This window comes from Pantoea nemavictus, assembly GCF_037479095.1.
Classification (GTDB): Bacteria; Pseudomonadota; Gammaproteobacteria; order Enterobacterales; family Enterobacteriaceae; genus Pantoea; species Pantoea nemavictus.
Window position 1 is genome coordinate 652,082 of sequence record NZ_JBBGZW010000001.1, and the last position, 19,224, is coordinate 671,305.

Annotated in this window: 14 protein-coding genes; 6 read left to right on the plus strand and 8 right to left on the minus strand. The window is 54.2% G+C overall.

What is annotated here, in order from left to right; genetic code table 11:
• Positions 1-2 precede the first annotated feature (2 nt).
• Positions 3-116, plus strand: a complete 114-nt coding sequence (locus WH298_RS03010; protein ID WP_007889408.1) for a hypothetical protein — start codon at positions 3-5, stop codon at positions 114-116.
• Positions 117-263: 147 nt separating this feature from the next.
• Positions 264-422 (plus strand): hypothetical protein, encoded by a 159-nt coding sequence (locus WH298_RS03015; RefSeq protein WP_180822195.1) that lies wholly within the window; start codon positions 264-266, stop codon positions 420-422.
• Positions 423-426: 4 nt separating this feature from the next.
• Here WH298_RS03015 and WH298_RS03020 read toward each other — a convergent pair whose 3' ends face one another.
• On the minus strand, positions 427-882 hold the full coding sequence (locus tag WH298_RS03020; RefSeq protein ID WP_180822196.1) for a nuclear transport factor 2 family protein: 456 nt from the start codon (positions 880-882) through the stop codon (positions 427-429).
• Between the two features lie 94 nt (positions 883-976).
• Between WH298_RS03020 and WH298_RS03025 the strand changes: the two genes are divergently transcribed.
• Positions 977-1,540: a TetR/AcrR family transcriptional regulator gene (locus tag WH298_RS03025; RefSeq protein WP_180822197.1), complete on the plus strand. Its 564-nt coding sequence runs from the start codon at positions 977-979 to the stop codon at positions 1,538-1,540.
• A gap of 24 nt (positions 1,541-1,564) precedes the next feature.
• Here the strand turns inward: WH298_RS03025 and ompC are convergent, their stop codons facing one another.
• The 5 genes from ompC to WH298_RS03050 all read right to left on the minus strand — a co-directional run bounded on the left by ompC (position 1,565) and on the right by WH298_RS03050 (position 8,809).
• Positions 1,565-2,689, minus strand: coding sequence for a porin OmpC (ompC, locus tag WH298_RS03030; RefSeq protein WP_180822198.1), 1,125 nt, complete (start codon positions 2,687-2,689; stop codon positions 1,565-1,567).
• 598 nt (positions 2,690-3,287) lie between these two features.
• On the minus strand, positions 3,288-4,457 hold the full coding sequence (locus WH298_RS03035; RefSeq protein WP_180822199.1) for a beta-barrel domain-containing protein: 1,170 nt from the start codon (positions 4,455-4,457) through the stop codon (positions 3,288-3,290).
• The gene (locus WH298_RS03040; RefSeq protein ID WP_180822200.1) at positions 4,454-6,586 is read right to left on the minus strand and encodes a type I secretion system permease/ATPase; all 2,133 of its coding nucleotides are present in this window, start codon (positions 6,584-6,586) and stop codon (positions 4,454-4,456) included. Before WH298_RS03040 ends, WH298_RS03035 begins: the two co-directional genes overlap by 4 nt.
• A 67-nt stretch (positions 6,587-6,653) precedes the next feature.
• Positions 6,654-8,459, minus strand: coding sequence for an Ig-like domain-containing protein (locus tag WH298_RS03045; protein WP_180822201.1), 1,806 nt, complete (start codon positions 8,457-8,459; stop codon positions 6,654-6,656).
• 83 nt (positions 8,460-8,542) lie between these two features.
• Positions 8,543-8,809: a hypothetical protein gene (locus tag WH298_RS03050; protein ID WP_157178879.1), complete on the minus strand. Its 267-nt coding sequence runs from the start codon at positions 8,807-8,809 to the stop codon at positions 8,543-8,545.
• 210 nt (positions 8,810-9,019) lie between these two features.
• On the opposite strand from WH298_RS03050, the gene WH298_RS03055 reads away from it, so the two are divergent.
• The 3 genes from WH298_RS03055 to rcsB are packed head-to-tail and all read left to right on the plus strand — an operon-like array spanning position 9,020 to position 13,513.
• Positions 9,020-10,174: an MFS transporter gene (locus WH298_RS03055; protein WP_180822202.1), complete on the plus strand. Its 1,155-nt coding sequence runs from the start codon at positions 9,020-9,022 to the stop codon at positions 10,172-10,174.
• A 23-nt stretch (positions 10,175-10,197) separates the two neighbouring features.
• On the plus strand, positions 10,198-12,861 hold the full coding sequence (gene rcsD, locus WH298_RS03060) for a phosphotransferase RcsD (RefSeq protein WP_180823681.1): 2,664 nt from the start codon (positions 10,198-10,200) through the stop codon (positions 12,859-12,861).
• Position 12,862: 1 nt separating this feature from the next.
• Entirely contained in the window at positions 12,863-13,513 is a 651-nt protein-coding gene (rcsB, locus tag WH298_RS03065; RefSeq protein WP_007889370.1) for a response regulator transcription factor RcsB, read from the plus strand.
• A gap of 46 nt (positions 13,514-13,559) precedes the next feature.
• On the opposite strand, the gene rcsC is transcribed toward rcsB, so the two are convergent.
• Both rcsC and gyrA read right to left on the minus strand, forming a co-directional pair.
• Positions 13,560-16,412 carry a two-component system sensor histidine kinase RcsC gene (gene rcsC, locus WH298_RS03070; protein WP_007889368.1) on the minus strand — a complete coding sequence of 951 codons (2,853 nt, stop codon included), beginning with the start codon at positions 16,410-16,412 and terminating at the stop codon, positions 13,560-13,562.
• 163 nt (positions 16,413-16,575) lie between these two features.
• Positions 16,576-19,215: a DNA topoisomerase (ATP-hydrolyzing) subunit A gene (gene gyrA, locus WH298_RS03075; RefSeq protein WP_049852881.1), complete on the minus strand. Its 2,640-nt coding sequence runs from the start codon at positions 19,213-19,215 to the stop codon at positions 16,576-16,578.
• Positions 19,216-19,224 lie beyond the last annotated feature (9 nt).

Genomic DNA, 19,224 nt, shown 5'->3' on the forward strand with positions numbered 1-19,224 from the left:
AGATGATTTATATGATAATTGCAGTGACCACCGGGTTATTTATTTTTGGCAGCTTCAAATGCTGGCAGCACTATCGCCATCGTCTGATTCAGCATTATCCCTCACGCAGACGTTAAATTTTTGCACCAGAAAGTCATCATCCTGCACCGCATCAGCGCTGGCGCAGTGTAGCAAAGTCGCGGCAAGGCGCGTGGCGCTGAGAGCGGTGGAATGGCATGAATTCTGCATTGTTGATGGGGAGTTGAACATCAGCGAGGTGCAGAATGGAAAATATCAAAACGCAGAACAGTAAATGGCAGCACTGGCTTAGCTTCTCCGCTTTTACGCTGGCGGGTGTGGCGATGGAAGGCAGCGTAACGTCCATCATCCAACCACCGCAGCAACCGGCGCCAAAAGCCAAAAAATGGCGCGGTGTGCAGTAAACCGCTACAGCCCCAACTCACTCAAGCCCGGATGATCGTCCGGGCGCGTGCCCGCCGGCCAATGAAACAGACGCGCTTGCGCGCTGATTGGCAGATCGTTAATGCAGGCGAAACGCTGGATCATTAAACCATCGGCGCCGAAGTGCCAGTTTTCATTACCATAGCTGCGGAACCAGTTACCGCTGTCGTCATGCCATTCATAGGCAAAACGCACCGCTAGCTTATCTTCATGCCACGCCCACAACTCTTTAATCAGCCGATAATCCAACTCTTTAACCCACTTGCGCTGCAGGAAAGTCACCACTTCCGCGCGTCCATTCACGAATTCGCTGCGATTGCGCCAGCGCGTATCTTCGCTATAAACCAATGAAACACGCTGCGCGTCGCAACTGTTCCAGGCATCTTCCGCCATGCGGACTTTCTGTAACGCCGTTTGTTGATTGAACGGTGGCACCAGCATCTTTTATCTCCTGATTATGTAGACAGATCTGTCTACTTGATTCATCCTGCCGTATGTAGACAATTCTGTCTACATTTCTTTAAAGGATTTTTTGATGCTTGAGCCCCTGGTTTTTGATGCGACGGCTTCCGCACGCGAGCGTATTTTGCTGTGCGCCCAGCAGCTGTTTTACCAACAAGGCATTCGCGCCACCGGCGTGGATAAAGTGATTGCTGAGGCCGGCGTCACCAAGGTGACGTTCTATCGCCACTTTCCGGCGAAGAATGCATTGGTGGTCGCGTTTTTGCAGCAGCGCCATCAGCGCTGGATGGCGGCTTTTCGTGTCGCGCTGGATCAGCAGGTGGCGCTGATCAATGCCCTGCCCGCCGCCTTACTGAGTTGGTTCAACGATGCCGATTATCGTGGCTGCGCATTTATTAACACCGCTGCCGAATTAGGCACCACGTTGCCGGAAGCCAGTGAACTGATTCGCCAGCATAAGCACGAGATGGCGCAAGCAATAAGCGAAAAGCTGACGCCAGAACAGCAAATAAAAACAGCGCAGATTGTGTTGTTGGTAGAAGGGGCGATTGTGCAGGTGCAGATTGGGGAGGATGCGAAACAGGTGGTCGAGGTGCTACAGGCCGCGCTGGATGCGCTGATAAAAACGGGAGCGTGACCGCTAAGCCACGCTCCATCACGATTAGAACTGGTAAACCAGACCTAATGCTACGACGTCATCGGTGTTGATTCCGGCTGCGTCGGTGAAGTTACTGTCGTCCAGCAGGTTGATCTGATAATCAACATAGGTCGACATGTTTTTATTGAAGTAGTAAGTCGCACCTACATCAATGTATTTCTTCAGGTTCTGGCTGCCGTATCCTTCGATATCAGAGCCGCGAGAAGAAACGAAGGCCAGAGAAGGACGCAGGCCGAAATCGAACTGATACTGTGCGACCAATTCCCAGTTATCCGCTTTGTTGGCGTAACCGTAAATCGAGCCATCATCGCTGGCACCAAAGCGCGTTGCGTTATAAGAACGGCTGTACATCGCGGCCAGGTAGATGTTGTTCGCGTCATACTTCAGCGCGCCACTGTAAGCTTCGGCTTTATCACCACGACCAAGGATGCCTGCGGTACGTGGGTTGTTGCCATTCTGGTTATTGGTACGATCCGACTGGAACATTGCCGCACCAATACCGAAGCCTGAACCCAGGTCATAGGTGGTGCTCAGACCGTAGCCGTCGCCATTTTCACCCAGTACATCACGACCAGAGCCCGTCGCTTCGGTTGGGTTGTCGTTTTTGCCTTGATACTGAACTGCGAAGTTCAAGCCATCGACTAAACCGAAGAAGTTGGTATTACGATAGGTTGCGAGGCCGTTACTGCGCTGGAACAGGAAGTTGTCCGCGCCGTAGGTATCGCCACCGAACTCTGGCAACACGTCAGTCCATGCGCCGAGATCGTACATTACGCCGTAGTTACGACCGTAATCGAATGAACCTGCATCACCAAATTTCAGACCGGCAAAGCCAACGCGCGTATAGCTGTTAGCGGTGCCTTCGCTTTCAGCGGTGTTGAGTGCCGCCTGATATTCCCACTGGCCGTAACCGGTCAGCTGATCGGTCACCTGAGTTTCACCTTTGAAGCCAAAACGCAGGTAAGACTGGTCACCGTCCGAGCCAGAGTCGTCAGAGAAATAGTGCAGACCATCAACTTTACCGTAGAGGTCTAATTTGTTGCCATCTTTGTTGTAAATTTCAGCTGCGCTTGCTGATCCTGCAACCAGCAATGCAGGAATCATCAGGGAGAGAACGCGACGTTTCATTTTATTACCCTCTTTTAATGTGCCTTTATTTATGCCACTGCAAACTGAACGATTAAAAATTCAGCCGGCAAGCCATTGTTATTTTATGTTGGGCAATAATCTATCACGAAAATGATACTAAATTTCCAAAACTGTTTCATTGTATTAAAAAGTTATTTCAGGATGTAATTTTTGGGGAACTAATAACCAGCACAGATAGGTAAAAAATATAGCACTTAATGACAACATGGATTTAAAACACTACAAAACAGCAAATTACATGAATTACATTTTCGCACTGAATGACAAAACTCATCGTCATCCAGAGCATACAATTATCTCGCTATCATCATTTATTTCATTATTACCTTCATTCACCCCGAATGATTTGATTTACCCTAATTTCCCGCCGGACAAGATTGTCCGGCATTTTTTTGCCCAAAATTCAGCCCCAGCGATTATATTGCGTAAAGTTAATTACGAGAGACAAATTAACCCAGACAATTCCGAGGCATTATTTACCGCTTTCCGCACATTTTGTTCAATGTATAGCCTTAAAATGGCAATGTTAATTTCCGTGTACAACAAAGATTGCTGGAATATTATCCGGTGCGTAATATTAGCGCTCACGCAGTGATTCTTTAGCTTTATTCAGTGGCTTAAGCAAATAATCCATGACGGTTTTCTGACCGGTTTTAATCTCCACATTTGCCACCATACCGGGCATGATGGCGAACCTGCGGCCGCTTTTATTAGTCAGCTCGGCTTTTTGCGTACGGACATACACGCGATAGTAAAATTCTTCATGCCGCACCTCATCCTGCAGCGTATCCGGCGAAACGGTTTCGACCTCGCCATGCAGATCGCCATAAATTGAGGCGTCGTAAGCGGTGATCTTCACCACCGCAGGCAAACCTGGGCGAATGTAGCCGATATCTCGCGGGTTGATGCGCGTTTCAATCAGCAGCTGATCTTCGAGCGGAACAATCTCCATCAGCTTGCCACCCGGCTCCAGCACGCCGCCCACGGTGGTGACCCGCACATCTTTCACAATGCCGCGTACCGGTGACAGCAACGTGGTGCGCGTCAGCAGATCCTGTTTACCTGCCGCCACCTGCAGCTGCGCATCCAGCTCACCATTGTTCTTCACCTGCTCTTCATGGGCGCGCACATAATAGTCGTTGCGCGCTTCGTCGATTTTACCGCGTAGATCGCTAACCTGGCGGCGCAGACGAATAACATCCACCTTGCCCGCTGCACCGCGCAGCATCAGTGGTTCCGTCACGTTGAGTTCCGCCTGCACCAGCGCCAGCGATTGCTGCAGATTGGCAATGGTCTCAACAAAATTTTGCCGTCTGGCTTGATAGAGCTGCGTTTCGCGCGCGACCAGCTCGGGATGCTGCAGAATATCGGCGCTGAAGATCAATGGTCGATCGCTGAGCTCGGCCTGTAAACGCTCAGCCGAGGCGCGCAGCGTGCGCACGCGGGCTATCGCCTCACCAAAATTGGTTTGGAAACGTGTGGGATCGAGCGTTGCCAGCACCTGGCCGCGCTGCACGATATTGCCTTCATGTACGTCGAGCTGTTTCACAATGCCGCCATCAAGGCTATCAATCATTTGCGCACGGCTGGAGGGCGTGACCTTGCCAATGCCCACCGTGACTTCATCCAGCACAGCGAAGTGCGCCCACAGTAGAAACAGCAGCAACGCGACGACGCATAGCCAAATGATTGCCGAGGTGCGACGTTCGCGCCGCGTCAGATCTTTATCCAGCATGACCACACTCATGCGGCATCTCCTTTGTGGCTGCTGGCATGACGTAAAATCTCATCGCGCGCACCATCCGCCACAATGCGGCCGTTATCCATCACCACGATGCGGTCCACCATACGCAGCAACGCCGGCCGATGCGTGACCAGCACCAGCGTGCGCCCCGTTACCCACTGCGCCAGTTGGCGAATGACCTGTGCTTCGAGCTGTTCGTCCATCGCCGCTGTCGGTTCATCCAGCAGCACCACCTGCGGCTGACGCAGAATCAGCCGACTTAGCAGCACCATTTGCCGTTGGCCGCCGGATAAACCGCGCCCGCCTTCATGAATAATGCGATCAAGGCTGGCGGCATCCTGCTGCACCAGGGTCAACGCGCCGCTGATGCGCAGCGCCTGCAGCATCTCCTGTTCGCTGGCATGCGGATTACCGAGCAGCAGGTTCTGGCGTAGCGTGCCGAAGAATAGCCGTGAATCCTGCGATAACCAGCCAAGCTGACGACGCAGATCGACCGGATCAATGCAGGTGAGATCCACGCCATCGACCAGCACTTTTCCCTGACTGGCGCGCGCCTGGCCGGCCAGCATTTTTAGCAGCGTGGATTTACCCGCGCCGACTTTCCCCAGAATCGCCACGCGCTCGCCTGGCGTAATCTGCAGCTGTGGAATGTTCAGCACGCTAATGCCGCTCTCGTCGTCATAGCGATAGTGCACGTTTTGCAGTTGGTAATGCCCGCTAAGCACCGGACAGTGCGCCAGCGTGGCGTGATCGGGCTGATCGAGCGGTTTTTTCAGCAGTTCATCCAGCCCTTTCATGGCTGATTTGGCATGCTGCCAGCGCGAGAACACCATGGTGAGCTGCATCAGCGGCGCAATGGTGCGTGATGAGAGCAAGCTGCACGCCACCAGCGTGCCGGTCGTTATTTGATTGTCGAGCACCAGATAAACGCCAAACACCAGCATGCCGGCGTAGGTCAGCTGCTGCACGCTGGCTGACCAACCGGTGAGCCGCGCGCCCCACAAACGTTGCTGATTGCTGATACCCGCGCTCACTTCATGAGTTTGCTCCCACTGACGCTGAAAGTAGGGCTCGGCTTGCAGCGCCTTGATGTCTTCCACGCCTTCGAGGGTTTCCACCAATACCGCCTGACGCAGCGCGCTCTCACGCAAGCCTTCCTGCGCCAATCGCGCCATCGGAATCTGCACCAGTAAACCCGGAATGACGATCAGCGGTATGGCGAGTAGCGGAATCAGCACCAGCCAACCGCCAATCGACGCCATAATCAGCAGGAACAACAAAACGAACGGCAGATCGGCGGCAGCGTTAACGGTGGTTGAAGTTAGCAGTTCGCGCACCTGATCAATCTCGCGCAGCTGAGCAATAAAGGAGCCGGTCGAGCGCGGCCGCGCTTCGTTACGAATATTCATCGCCCGCGCGAATAACATGGCCGATATTTTCAGGTCGATGCGTTTACCCATCAAATCGGAGACCTGAGTGCGCATCAGGCGGATGAGATATTCCACCGCCGCGGCCAGCAGCACACCCGCAAACAGCACCCATAACGTTGGCTGTGACTGCGCGGGAATGACCCGATCGTAAACCTGCATCGAAAACAGAATGCCAGCCAGTGCCAGCACGTTTCCCACCAGCGAGGCCAGACTGATTTCCGCGATACGTCGCTGCATGCCGCGAAAATTGTGCCAGAACCAGTGTGGCTGATACGGCTGCACAAATTCATCGATACGCGCATCACGCGCCCGCGCCGCCACGCCAATCACACCTACTTCCGTCTGTGCCTGCGCAAGTAGATCACTTAATTGTGCTGCGCGGATCACATCACCACTTTCACTCAGCCAGTAGCGCGCGCCACCGTCGCTATCAACTTCTTCGATCAGCGCCACGCTGCCGTTTTCCAGCAACAGTAACACCGGCACAATCTCCTGACGCCAGCGCAGCGTCTGGTGAGGAACCAGCATCAAATGCAGGCCCAGCAGCCCAGCCAAACGGGCTAACTGTTGCGCAGGGGCCAGATGTTGAAACCAGCGCATTTGCTGGCGTAGCGTATTGCCCTCAGCCGGCTTACCAAAGCGTGCCGCCACGCGCAGCATCGCCGCGATGCCGTTGTCGCTGTTGAAGGGTTGTGCAGTCATCCCTGGAGTCCCGTAAAAGTAAAGTAGGCAGGCAACCGCTAGCAGGCGCTAGCGGTTGGTATGCGGATTACACCAATGTCTGCACCTGATGTTGCTGTTGCACATGATCGGCGAGGGTGTAACTGCTGTCGCTGGCGCTGTAGTGGCTTTCCACCACGCGGCTGGCGGTGGCATCGCTGTGCTGATCGTGTTGGCTGACGTTGCTATCAGTAACATTCACCAGCAGCGTGTCCAGCTGCTCGCTGCTAACCTGCGCCACCGCTTCGTGGCTATCGACGGTCACCGGTCGCGTCGCCGTCGCGATATTGCCCGCTTTATCTTGCGCGCTGACTTTCATCTGATAGCTGCCATCATCCAGCGGGGCAAGTTGGCCGGCCAGAATGGTCAGCGCCCAGTTGCCATCGGCTTTAACCGTAGCGCTATAACTTTGATCGCCGAGCGTTAACGTGACCAAACTGCCCTGCTCAAGGTGGCTGCTGCTGCCCTGAATCAGATGCCAGTTATTCACCTCGGCCGCATCCAGCACGCCATCGCCAAACGGTTGGTTTAGCGTGATGGTTGGCAATTGATGGGTAGCAACGTTGAACAGATTCTCAATGACCTGGGTGTCATGATTGCCGTACTGATCCCAGCGCGTGGCGATCGGCGATACTTCACCATCCGGCAAGGCCTGAAGATCCTCGGCGCTGATGGTCACCATGCCCGCGACCGGCGTGTAATTTTTACCATTGAGCGTAAGCTGATTTACGCCTTCCAGATAGAAGCTAAGATCGTGCTGAGCTTCCTGCTGGTTGAGCGTGGTATCGCCGCCGATATTAATTTCGTAGTAGATGGCTGGCAGCTGGGTGACCACATTCAGCTCCAGCAAAGAGTCGGTGCTGTTACCGGCGCCGTCCAGTGCATAAACGCGGACTTCACCCAAAGAGATAAAGCTCGCCACTTCACTGGCCGGAATTGTCACCTGCCAATGACCATCGCTGCCAATCTGCGCGTGATAAACCGCATCACCGCTGCACAGTAACAGCTGCTGGCCCGGCACCACCACCGAGAGCGCGCCGCTAAAGGTGAGATCGTTAAGGCTTTCCTCTTTATTGATGACGTTATCTGCCGTGACCTTGTCGAAGCTGATATGCGGCAAGCTGCTAACGTGGGTAATTAGCGTGATGTCCTGGTACGTGGAGGTGGTTTTGCCGTTGGGATCGGTAGCGCTGATTTTGAGGCTGTACACGCCATCCTTGAGTGCCTGCAGATCCTGCTCATGAATAGTGGCGGTCCATTCGCCCTTCTCATTAACGCCACCGAGGTATTTTTTCCCGGCTAAGGTGAGCGTAATGGCGCTATTCACCGGCATATGTGTGACGTTGCCATGTATCTCTACGCCATAAATCCCTTCGGCAACGCTGACGGCATTGTCACCGCTGATGGTATCCACGCTAAGCGTCGGTTTTACGGTTTTATCCACGTACACACCAAAGCCAACCTGAGTATCGGTGCTGTTACCGGCTTTGTCGGTGATGGTGAGCGTAAGTGAGTAAGCCCCGTCGGCCAATCCGTGCAGCACTGAAGGCGGCATGGAGGCATTCCAGTAACCCCACTTATTTACCGTGCTGTGCCAGCTTTCACCGTTGAACGTCAGGGTGACCATGGCGCCCGGCTCGGACTCCGCGCGGCCGCGCAGATGAATATTTTTACCCGCTTCCCAGGCGGCAATCACGCCATCCTGCGCAATCGGCTCATACGGGCGCAGAGGCGCGGGCGGTGTGGTGTCGACACTGCGGGTTTGCAGACTGGCGGCATCGTCCGTCACCGGATAAAGGCTGACCGCGGATTGCAAAATTGCCGCTAATTGTTGTTCAGATTGATGTGAAGACATAGATAACCTCGTTACAGGAAATGCGTTGCAGCAGTCATTATGCTTATTAATGCTTTAAGCGAACCGGTGCGCCATACAGGCCGTTAATAAACGGCCCGCTTCGCCTGATGAAAACGGGTTACCAGCAGGTAACAAGGATGAAAGTAAACCACAGCAAAATTCTCCCAAAGAGGAGAAATAATATCGATCTCGCTATATTCCGCATCGGGAGCCGATGGGATGACTAACATATCGGTTTTAGGTGGTCGCTGCCTATTGGCGAAAATCCGGAAATAGGCGCTTTGCGACAGCGCCAGGATAATGACGTGTAAGCCGCGGGTGGCGCGGAAACTTTCATCAGTATACTGCAACAATCGCCAGAAAAAATTTTACTTAAGTCACTCTAGTTTTGGTTGGTACATGCCAGGAAAGTTCTGGAAAAGCGTAGCGTCAGGTAAAAAATCGGTAATATGCCTGTTTCAGGCGCTAAACCTCACGCACCATTCGTGTGGGATGCCAGGTTTGACGCCGGCTTTAATGCTAAACTTCGTCGCTTCATCCGCTAATGAAAAACACTCTTTATGACAGCACTGGACGCCGCGCAGCAGAATAAATTGCACCACCGTGTCAATGCAGGAACACGTATCGTTTTCCTTATCGCCGGACTGGCTATGTCCGCCTGGGCACCGTTGGTGCCGTTTGCCAGCCAGCGTCTGGCGCTGAGCGGTGCATCGCTCGGAGGATTGCTGCTGTGCCTTGGCATTGGCTCTTTGGCGGCGATGCCAGTTACCGGTGGTTTAATCGCGCGTTTTGGTGGTCGTCGGGTGATGCTGTGCTCCACGCTCGTGGTGTTGGCAGTTCTGCCGCTGCTGGCCACGCTTAATGTGATGTGGCAGATGGCCGCAACGCTGATGGTGTTTGGCGCCGGGCTCGGTATGCTGGACGTCGCCATGAACGTGCAGGCTGTTGAAGTGGAAAAAGCGGCAGATAAACCGATGATGTCGGGTTTCCACGGTTTCTTCAGCCTGGGCGGCATTATTGGCGCGGGCTCCGTCAGCCTGCTGCTTGGCGCGGGTCTGACGCCATTGCAGGCGGTTGGCGTGGTGATGGTGCTGATTGTGTTGCTGCTGCTGTGGAGCCTGCCGACGTTGATGACCGAGCGCCTGCATCAGCCCGATCAACCATGGCTGGTGATCCCGCGCGGCTGGGTCGCCTTCCTCGGCTTGCTGTGCTTTATTCTGTTTCTTGCCGAAGGCGCGGTGCTGGATTGGGGCGCGCTGCTCCTGCTGCAAAGCCCGGAGATGAGCCCTGCGCACGCCGGTTTGGGTTACGCAGTGTTCTCGGTGGCGATGACCATTGGTCGCTTAACCGGCGATAAAGTGATTCAGCGCTTTGGCCGCTATCCGGTGATGTTGACCGGTGCATTGGCTGCGGCAGCGGGGATGACGCTGGCGGTGTTGCTGCCGTGGCCACAAATCGCGCTGCTGGCTTTCCTGCTGGTGGGCTTTGGCCTCGCCAATACGGTGCCGATGTTGTTCAATGCTGCCGGGAATCAACACGATATGCCGTCGAATCTGGCGATTTCGGCCATGACAACGTTAGGCTATGCGGGTATTCTTTCAGGTCCGGCTTTAATCGGATTAATTTCCCAGTGGATCAGCCTGAGTGGCGCATTTTTACTTATCGCTCTGCTGCTGCTGGCCGTCGCGGCCAGTGCCCGACGGGTTGCGCGCTAATTCCATGGTCCTGAGACACTATGCTGCCTTATAAATTTCCTCTGACATCCGGCAATGTAACGCGCTTTTTCGTGGTGTTTAATCTGGTGCTTTTTCTGGCGCTCGGCGCGATGGTGCATAACAGCGTCAATGCCTGGATTACTGAGAAGCGCTATGCGATGACTGATTTGGCGCGCGCCATGCAGAAACGCATCGATGCGTCGCGCTTTGCTACCTGGCAGATCTATGAAAACCTCGCCACCAGCGCCGCCGGTTCGTCGCCGAACAGCAATCTTCAGGAAACCCGCCTGCGCCCGGATGTCTACTATCTGGAAAAAACCCGACGCAAAACGGAAGCGCTGATCTTCGGTTCGCACGACGGCAGCACGCTGGATATGACCATGCGCATGTCCAACTATCTGGATACGCTGTGGGGCGCAGAAAATCCGACCTGGTCGATGTACTTCCTTAATGGTCAGGACAATAGCCTGATCATGATCTCAACGTTGCCGCTGAAAGATATGGCAACGCGCTATAAAGAGAGCGCGATCAATACCATGGTTGATAGCCGCCGCGCGGAGATGTTGCAGCAGGCCAATGCGCTGGATGAACGTGAAAGCTTCTCGCCGCTGCGCCATTTTGCCTGGCAAAACGATCACTACTTTACGCTGCGCACCACCTTTAATCAGCCGGGCCATTTAGCCACGGTGGTGGCGTTCGATCTGCCGGTTAACGATTTGATTCCGCGTAATATGCCGCTGGAGAACTTCCAGTTGCGGCAGGACGCCACGCAAACCTCAACCACCACCAATAGCGACGATACCAGCAGTGAAACCACGCACGTAGCGCTGGTTAATCCCAATCTGGAGATCGCCGCTTCGCTGCCGAGCACCTCATTACAGCTGGTGTATCGCGTGCCGCTCACTAGCCTGGCGCTGGATACGCTGCATAACCTGATGTGGCCGTTGCTGATCAACCTTGTGCTGTTTTTACTTTCGATTGCTGGCATTACGCTGCTGCGTCAGCAATCGCTGCGCCCGAATGAGAACCAAAGCGCCGAGCTCGATTCCCTGCGCATGCTGAACGAAGAGATTGTTGCCAGTTTGCCGGTTGGCCTGCTGGTGTATGACTTCGCCACCAACCGCACGCTGCTCAGCAATAAGATCGCGGAGCATCTGTTGCCGCACCTCAATCTGCAGAAAATCATCAATATGTCCGATCAGCATCAGGGCGTGCTGCAGGCGACCATCAATAATGAAGTGTATGAGATCCGCCACGCGCGCAGCGTGTTATCGCCGCATACGCAGCTGTTTATGATGCGCGATCAGGACCGCGAATTGCTGGTCAATAAGAAGCTGCAGAAGGCGCAGCAGGTGTTAGATCGCAACCACCAGATGCGCCAGCAGCTGATGCATAACCTTGGACACGCACTGAATCGTCCGCTGCAAAGTATGGTCACGCAGCTGGTGCAACTTAGCCAGCGTGATGATGACGAGAGCGTGCTTGATCTGCTCGACGAAAGCCAGGGCCTGGCGCGCCTGGTCGATGACATCGTGCTGCTCAATCGCCTTGAAGCGCATGATTGGTCGCCGGATGCCAGCGTGTTCAATCTGCAGGATATGCTGGATGAGATCGCGCTGGAAAGCCTGCCGCTGTTGCGCCGCAAAGGCCTGGCGCTGGTAATGAACAACCATTTAGCCAACGACGAAATGCGCTTTGGCGATCGTCGTGCGCTGCGCAAAGTGCTGACCACGCTGATGCATTACTCGCTCACCACCACCCGCTGGGGCAAAATTACGCTGGAGATTAAGTCCAGCGAAGAGAAGCCGAATCAGGTGCTGCTGCAACTGGTGGATACCGGCGCCGGCTTGAGCGTCGACGAACTGGCGAATGTCGATTTCCCCTATCTGGGCGAAACCACGCAGGACCGCTTCGGTCAGGCATCTGGCATGGCATTTTTCCTGTGTAAGCAGCTGTGTAAACAGATGGGCGGGCAGCTCGAGATCATCGCCAAACCCGATATCGGTACGCGCTACAATATTCAACTGCCGCTGGCATTAGAAGAACAGCAAGGTGAGCAGGAAGAGAAGCTGCTGGAAGGCGTCACCGCGCTGGTGGATATCGCCGTTGAAGACGTACACAAAATTGTGTGTCGCCACCTGGAAAACTGGGGCGCCAAATGCCTGACTTCGGACGAACGTTTGACCGGTCAGGATCATGATGTGCTGGTGACCGACGATCCCGCGCGCCTGAACGGCTGGGCGCTGTTACTGGCCGGTGACGAGATGGGCCATCACGCGTTGAACGATCGGCAGTTCCGGGTCAACTTCAATCTCAGTAATGCGCTGCTTGATGCGCTACTGGCCCTGATTGAAAAGCAACTTTCTCATGACTTGATGGAGGAGAGTAGCGAAGATGAAGCAGCCACGCCGCTGATGAGCGGAGGCTATTTCCAGCTGTTTACCGAGACAGTACCGCCAGATGTGAAGAGACTGTATACTGAAGCGGCGGAAAAGGATTATCCCTCGCTTGCTCAGACAGCACATCGCCTGAAAGGCGTGTTTGCCATGCTCAATCTGGTGTCAGGTAAACAGCTTTGTGAAGCGTTAGAACAACACATTAAAGTATGTGACGATTTAACCATTAAAAATACCACCAGTGAAATTGACGCTTACGTCAGCCAACTGCTGCAGCAAGGTAACCAATAAGATGAATAACTTGAACGTAATTATTGCCGATGACCATCCGATCGTTTTGTTCGGTATCCGTAAGTCGCTGGAACAGATCGAATGGGTTAACGTTGTAGGTGAGTTTGAAGACTCAACAGCATTAGTAAACAGCTTGCCCAAATTGGACGCCAATGTCCTGATTACCGACCTCTCGATGCCAGGCGAGAAATACGGTGACGGTATCACCCTGATCAAATACATCAAACGTCACTATCCGGATCTCTCGATTATCGTTCTTACCATGAACAATAACCCAGCGATCCTGAGCGCGGTGTTGGATCTGGATATTGAAGGGATTGTCCTGAAACAAGGTGCACCAACCGATCTGCCTAAAGCACTGGCTGCTTTACAGAAAGGTAAAAAATATACGCCGGAAAGCGTGGCAAAACTGCTGGAGCGCATCAGCGCCGGTGGTTACGGTGACAAGCGTTTGTCGCCGAAAGAGAGCGAAGTGCTGCGTCTGTTCGCCGAAGGTTTCCTGGTAACTGAGATTGCCAAGAAGCTGAACCGCAGTATCAAAACCATCAGTAGCCAGAAGAAATCAGCGATGATGAAACTGGGCGTGGAAAACGATATTGCGCTGCTGAACTATCTCTCTTCTGTTAGCGCTACTCAGGTCGACAAAGAGTAATCCTCAACAGGCACAGGCGGCGCTTCGGCTCCGCCTGTTTTTCGCTTTACCCTTCCCTGCCTTTCCTGACGCGTTCCGCGTATACCGCCAGCGTGCTTATCAGTACATCCAGCGTCACGGGTTTCGACAAGCAGTTATCCATTCCTGCTTCCATACAGCGCTGCTTCTCTTCCGCCAATGCATTCGCCGTTACGCCAATCACCGGGAACGTATGTCCTAACTGACGCAGACGTTGTGTCAGGCGATAACCATCCATATTCGGCATATTGACGTCGCTTAGCACAATATCGATGTGGTTGCGGCTCAGCACATTCAGTGCATCCACCCCATCCTGCGCCGTTTTGGTCTGATACCCGACGGTACCCAGCTGCTCTGACAGCAGCATACGGTTGATAGGATGGTCATCCACGATCAGCACGATAATATCTTCAAAGGTCGCCGCCTCTTTTGCTGCCACCAGCTGCAGCGGCGCGGCGGTTTCGCTATTGATGTTGATGCGATAGATGCGGCCCAGTAGCTGTGGCAAATCGTGTAACATCGCGCTGCTTTGAATCCAGCGACCGGGCTCCGTTTCATGCGGCATATCGATGTGCTCACCACAGATGCGAATACGCGCGCGCCCGCTTGGTGCGGGAAGCTCATCATGATCGCTGATGATCACATCATCGCTTGCCGCCTGGCCGTGGTAATAAGCCACCTGAATACCCTGCTGCTGCAGCAAGCGCAGCAGGAAGCTGGCGAGATACTCATTGCGCATATCCAGCCAGATAGCTTTTTCCTGCAAGCCATCCAGCAGCGGTGGCGCCGCGAGTTGACCGGAATAGATGGGAATCCGCACCACAAACTGGCTGCCCATGCCCGGTTCCGAATCAACTTCGATATCACCATCCATCATGTTGATGAGTTTTTCACAGATCGCCAGGCCCAGCCCGGTTCCCTGGAAATTACGCTGCACGCCCGATCCCACCTGGAAGAACGGATCGAACAGACGCGTCACCTCTTTGGCCGGGATGCCTACGCCAGTGTCACGCACGCGGAACGCCAGATAGCCCTCTTTCACGTATGCATGCAGAATGATGCAGCCGGTGTGCGTGAACTTGATGGCATTGTTTAGCAGGTTAGAAATCACCTGCTGCAGACGCATGGCATCGCCATCCATCGTCAGCGGCACATCGTTCTCAATAAACACATACAGCGTCAGCCGCTTGCGTACCACCAATGAGAGATAGTTGCTGGCGATGTGATTGACCACCTCGCGTGGAGAGAACGGATGCGGTTCGATTTTCAGCTGTTCAGATTCGATTTTTGAGAAGTCGAGAATGTCGCTGATGATTTTTAACAGCAGGCTTGACGAGTTATTCATCGCTGTCACCAGCGAATCCACTCCTTTCGGCAACACTTTTGTCTGCAGCAGATCGAGGTTACCGATGATGCCGTACAGCGGGGTACGCAACTCGTGGCTGACGGTGGCAAGGAACATCGATTTCGACTGGCTTGCCTGCTCGGCAGAGTGCGCCATCTCCTGTAGCGATTGCTCCATGCGTACGCGCGCCGAGACATCCACCAGCACGCAAATCGCTACGTTTTCATTACGGTAGCGTGAATGCACGAAGCTAATTTGCAGGTTGGTGTTGCTGCCGGTCAGCACATCAACAAAGTTGACCTGCTGACCGCCGATAATTTCGTTCAGCCGCTGGCGATCTTCCTGCGTTAGCAGCGTCAGATAGTTGTGCGCCAGCTCATTACTCAAAATGTTGGTGCCGTCGCTGGTGCGCAGAATGCAAATTCCTACCGGCGCAGAAGCGACAATCTTGCGGTTAAACTGTTCATGCTCTTCCAACCGATGCGCATTCTCTTCTGCCGGCAGGAACATACGGCGCTCAAATATCCACGCCAGGGTGAATAAAATCACTGCCGTGAAGATGTTAAGCAGCAGCGCGTTAATCAGCATCAGCTTAAGCTGATCCATCAATACGTTGGTCGACAGTGACCACACCACATTGAGATTCGACGGCGGCAACGGTTTTTTCAGCACCAGCTGGCGATAGCTGTCGAGATAGCCAAACCAGGTGTTGTTATCCGGCAGATCGTCCAGCGAATAACCCGGCCCGCCGCGACGCGAGCTGATCAGTGGACGATAGTTTTCATCGGTGATGGTCGCCACCAGCGGTAAACCGCCAGGCTGAATAAACTCATCCAGACGGATATTCTGCTCTACGCCCAGCAGCGCCTGCAGCTTGTTGGCCACATACACCGGCATCACCATATAGAAGTTGCCTACGCCCGGCTGCGCACTGCTGGTAATCCAGTACATTGGTTGGCGGCGCTCTTCTTCATTGCCGTTGCGATAGTGCAGCACGCGCTCGCGCAGCGCTTTCAGACTGCGTTCGCGATCGACCGTATTGTTGCTGCCGATGGTGAAATCTGCCAGACACTGATTTTCGCCACCGATGAAGAACACGCGGTTCAATTCATACGCCGAGGCGAAATTGCTTTTCCAGTAATTGATGTAGTAGCTGAGCGAATCCAGCGAATTGCGCCAGGTGTTGCTCATTGAGGTGCAGTCGCCATCGGAAAATAGCGGCGTGAACTGCGGCAGCGTCCCTTTGCCTGGCGGTAAACCGTTGATCACATCCAGACCGTTAGCGCTGCTGCTCAGGCGATTTTCGGTGATGTATTTCAGTTCGCGCATCACATCCGCCGAGTGGCGTATATACCACTCCATCTGCCCGTAATTGGTGGCAAACTCCTGACGAACCGCGTTTTCTTTCTCATGCAGCACGTTAATGATGTAGAAAGTGGTCAGCAGCGCACCCAGCGCCCAGAGCAGCAACGCCAGCGCACGAAACAGATAGCGCGAAATACGGAGCGTGGTGCGAAAGGAGACGAGATATTTCAAAAGAGACTCACTGGCGGCAAGGGGTTATCAGGATGTTGAAAAACTCTCATACACTAGCTTTATCGGCCCTAAAAAGCCAGTTGGCGTGCGCCGTTAGCGTAAAACTCAGATAAAAAAACGGCAGGTCAATTTACTGACCTGCCGTTTTCAACAACCTTACGGATTACTCTTCGTCGTCCGCTTCCGGCGCTTCGTCATCGCTGTCCACTTCCGGCGCGATATCTTCTTCGCCTTCCGCTACGCTGCCGTCGATGGCGTCGAGTTCTTCCTCTTCCACCGGCTCAGCAACACGTTGCAGACCCACAACGTTTTCATCTTCCGCGGTACGGATCAGAATCACGCCTTGGGTGTTACGGCCAACCACGCTGACTTCCGACACGCGGGTACGCACCAGCGTACCGGCATCGGTGATCATCATAATCTGATCGCCGTCCACCACCTGTACCGCGCCGATAACCGGGCCGTTACGTTCGGTGACTTTAATCGAGATGACGCCCTGCGTCGCACGCGACTTGGTTGGATACTCGCTGTTGGCGGTACGTTTACCGTAACCGTTCTGCGTCACGGTGAGGATCGCGCCCTCTTCACGTGGCACAATCAGCGACACCACTTTGTCGTTGGCGGAGAGCTTGATACCGCGTACGCCAGAGGCCGAACGGCCCATCGCACGTACTGCAGTTTCAGCGAAGCGCACCACTTTACCGGCGGCAGAGAACAGCATCGCTTCGTCGCTACCGTTGGTTAATGCCACACCAATCAGCTCATCATCCTCACGCAGGTTGATGGCGATGATGCCCGCGCTACGCGGACGGCTGAACTCCTGCAGCGCCGTTTTCTTCACGGTACCGCTAGCGGTTGCCATGAAGATGTTGAAGCCTTCCGTGTATTCACGCACCGGCAGGATGGCGGTGATACGTTCGTTGGCTTCCAGCGGCAACAGGTTGACGATTGGGCGACCGCGCGCACCACGGCTGGCTTCCGGCAGCTGATAGACTTTCATCCAGTAGAGACGGCCACGGCTTGAGAAGCACAGAATGGTGTCGTGGGTGTTGGCCACCAGCAGACGATCGATAAAGTCTTCTTCTTTAATACGTGCGGCTGATTTGCCTTTGCCACCGCGGCGCTGGGCTTCGTAGTCGGTCAACGGTTGATATTTGACATAACCCTGATGCGACAGCGTTACCACCACATCTTCCTGATTAATCAGGTCTTCGATGTTGATATCGGCGCTATTAGCGGTGATTTCAGTACGACGTGCGTCGCCGAATTGATCGCGCATCAGCTCCAGCTCTTCACGGATCACTTCCATCAGGCGCTCAGCGCTCTGCAGGATGTAAAGCAGCTCAGCGATCTGATCCAGCAGCTCTTTGTACTCGTCGAGCAGTTTTTCGTGCTCCAGGCCGGTCAGTTTCTGCAGGCGCAGATCCAGAATCGCCTGGGCTTGCTGCTCGGTCAGATAATATTGACCATCGCGGATACCAAACTCGGCTTCCAGCCACTCCGGACGCGCGGCATCGTTACCGGCACGTTCCAGCATGGCGGCAACGTTACCGAGATCCCACGACTGTGCCAGAAGGCCCAGTTTCGCTTCCGCAGGCGTTGGAGCACGACGAATCAGTTCGATAATCGGATCGATGTTCGCCAGCGCAATTGCCAGGCCTTCAAGGATGTGGGCACGATCGCGCGCTTTGCGCAGTTCGAAAATGGTACGGCGCGTCACGACTTCACGACGATGGCGCACGAAGGCTTCAATGATGCCCTTCAGCGTCATGATCTTCGGCTGGCCCTGATGCAGCGCCACCATGTTGATACCGAAAGAGACCTGCAGCTGCGTCAGTGAGTAGAGGTTGTTGAGAACCACTTCACCGACCGCATCGCGTTTGATCTCAATGACAACACGCATGCCGTCTTTGTCAGATTCATCACGCAATGCGCTGATGCCTTCAACACGCTTCTCTTTCACCAGCTCAGCAATCTTCTCGATCAGGCGCGCTTTATTCACCTGATACGGCAGTTCGTGAACGATGATGGTTTCACGGCCGGTCTTGGCATCGGTTTCTACTTCGCCACGTGCGCGGATGTAAATCTTGCCGCGCCCGGTGCGATAAGCCTCTTCGATGCCGCGACGACCATTGATAAACGCCGCCGTCGGGAAGTCTGGCCCGGTGATGTGCTCCATTAAGCCTTCAACGGTGATGTCTTCATCTTCGATGAAAGCCAGACAGCCGTTGATCACTTCCGTGAGGTTGTGAGGCGGAATGTTGGTCGCCATACCTACCGCGATACCGGAAGAACCGTTTACCAGCAGGTTAGGAATTTTGGTTGGCAGGACTTCAGGAATCTGCTCGGTGCCGTCATAGTTCGGCACGAAATCGACGGTTTCCTTTTCCAGGTCAGCCAGCAGCTCCGAGGAGATCTTCGCCATACGCACTTCGGTATAACGCATCGCTGCAGCGGAGTCGCCGTCGACCGAACCAAAGTTACCCTGACCGTCAACCAGCATGTAGCGCAGGGAGAACGGCTGGGCCATACGTACAATACTTTCGTATACCGCGGAATCGCCGTGCGGGTGATATTTACCGATGACGTCACCGACCACACGGGCGGATTTTTTATAGGGTTTATTCCAGTCGTTACCCAGTTCGCTCATGGCAAAAAGCACACGGCGGTGTACCGGCTTCAGACCATCACGCACATCGGGTAAGGCTCGGCCAACAATGACCGACATGGCGTAATCGAGGTAGGAGTTTTTTAACTCTTCTTCGATATTGACCGGTGTAATTTCTCTCGCAAGGTCGCTCATGGAGCCGCT

Coding starts and splice junctions, on each gene's coding strand:
- WH298_RS03010 (WP_007889408.1), top strand. CDS start 3: ATGATTTATATGATAATTGCAGTGACCACCGGGTTATTTATTTTTGGC.
- WH298_RS03015 (WP_180822195.1), top strand. CDS start 264: ATGGAAAATATCAAAACGCAGAACAGTAAATGGCAGCACTGGCTTAGC.
- WH298_RS03020 (WP_180822196.1), bottom strand. CDS start 882: ATGCTGGTGCCACCGTTCAATCAACAAACGGCGTTACAGAAAGTCCGC.
- WH298_RS03025 (WP_180822197.1), top strand. CDS start 977: ATGCTTGAGCCCCTGGTTTTTGATGCGACGGCTTCCGCACGCGAGCGT.
- ompC (WP_180822198.1), bottom strand. CDS start 2,689: ATGAAACGTCGCGTTCTCTCCCTGATGATTCCTGCATTGCTGGTTGCA.
- WH298_RS03035 (WP_180822199.1), bottom strand. CDS start 4,457: ATGAGTGTGGTCATGCTGGATAAAGATCTGACGCGGCGCGAACGTCGC.
- WH298_RS03040 (WP_180822200.1), bottom strand. CDS start 6,586: ATGACTGCACAACCCTTCAACAGCGACAACGGCATCGCGGCGATGCTG.
- WH298_RS03045 (WP_180822201.1), bottom strand. CDS start 8,459: ATGTCTTCACATCAATCTGAACAACAATTAGCGGCAATTTTGCAATCC.
- WH298_RS03055 (WP_180822202.1), top strand. CDS start 9,020: ATGACAGCACTGGACGCCGCGCAGCAGAATAAATTGCACCACCGTGTC.
- rcsB (WP_007889370.1), top strand. CDS start 12,863: ATGAATAACTTGAACGTAATTATTGCCGATGACCATCCGATCGTTTTG.
- gyrA (WP_049852881.1), bottom strand. CDS start 19,215: ATGAGCGACCTTGCGAGAGAAATTACACCGGTCAATATCGAAGAAGAG.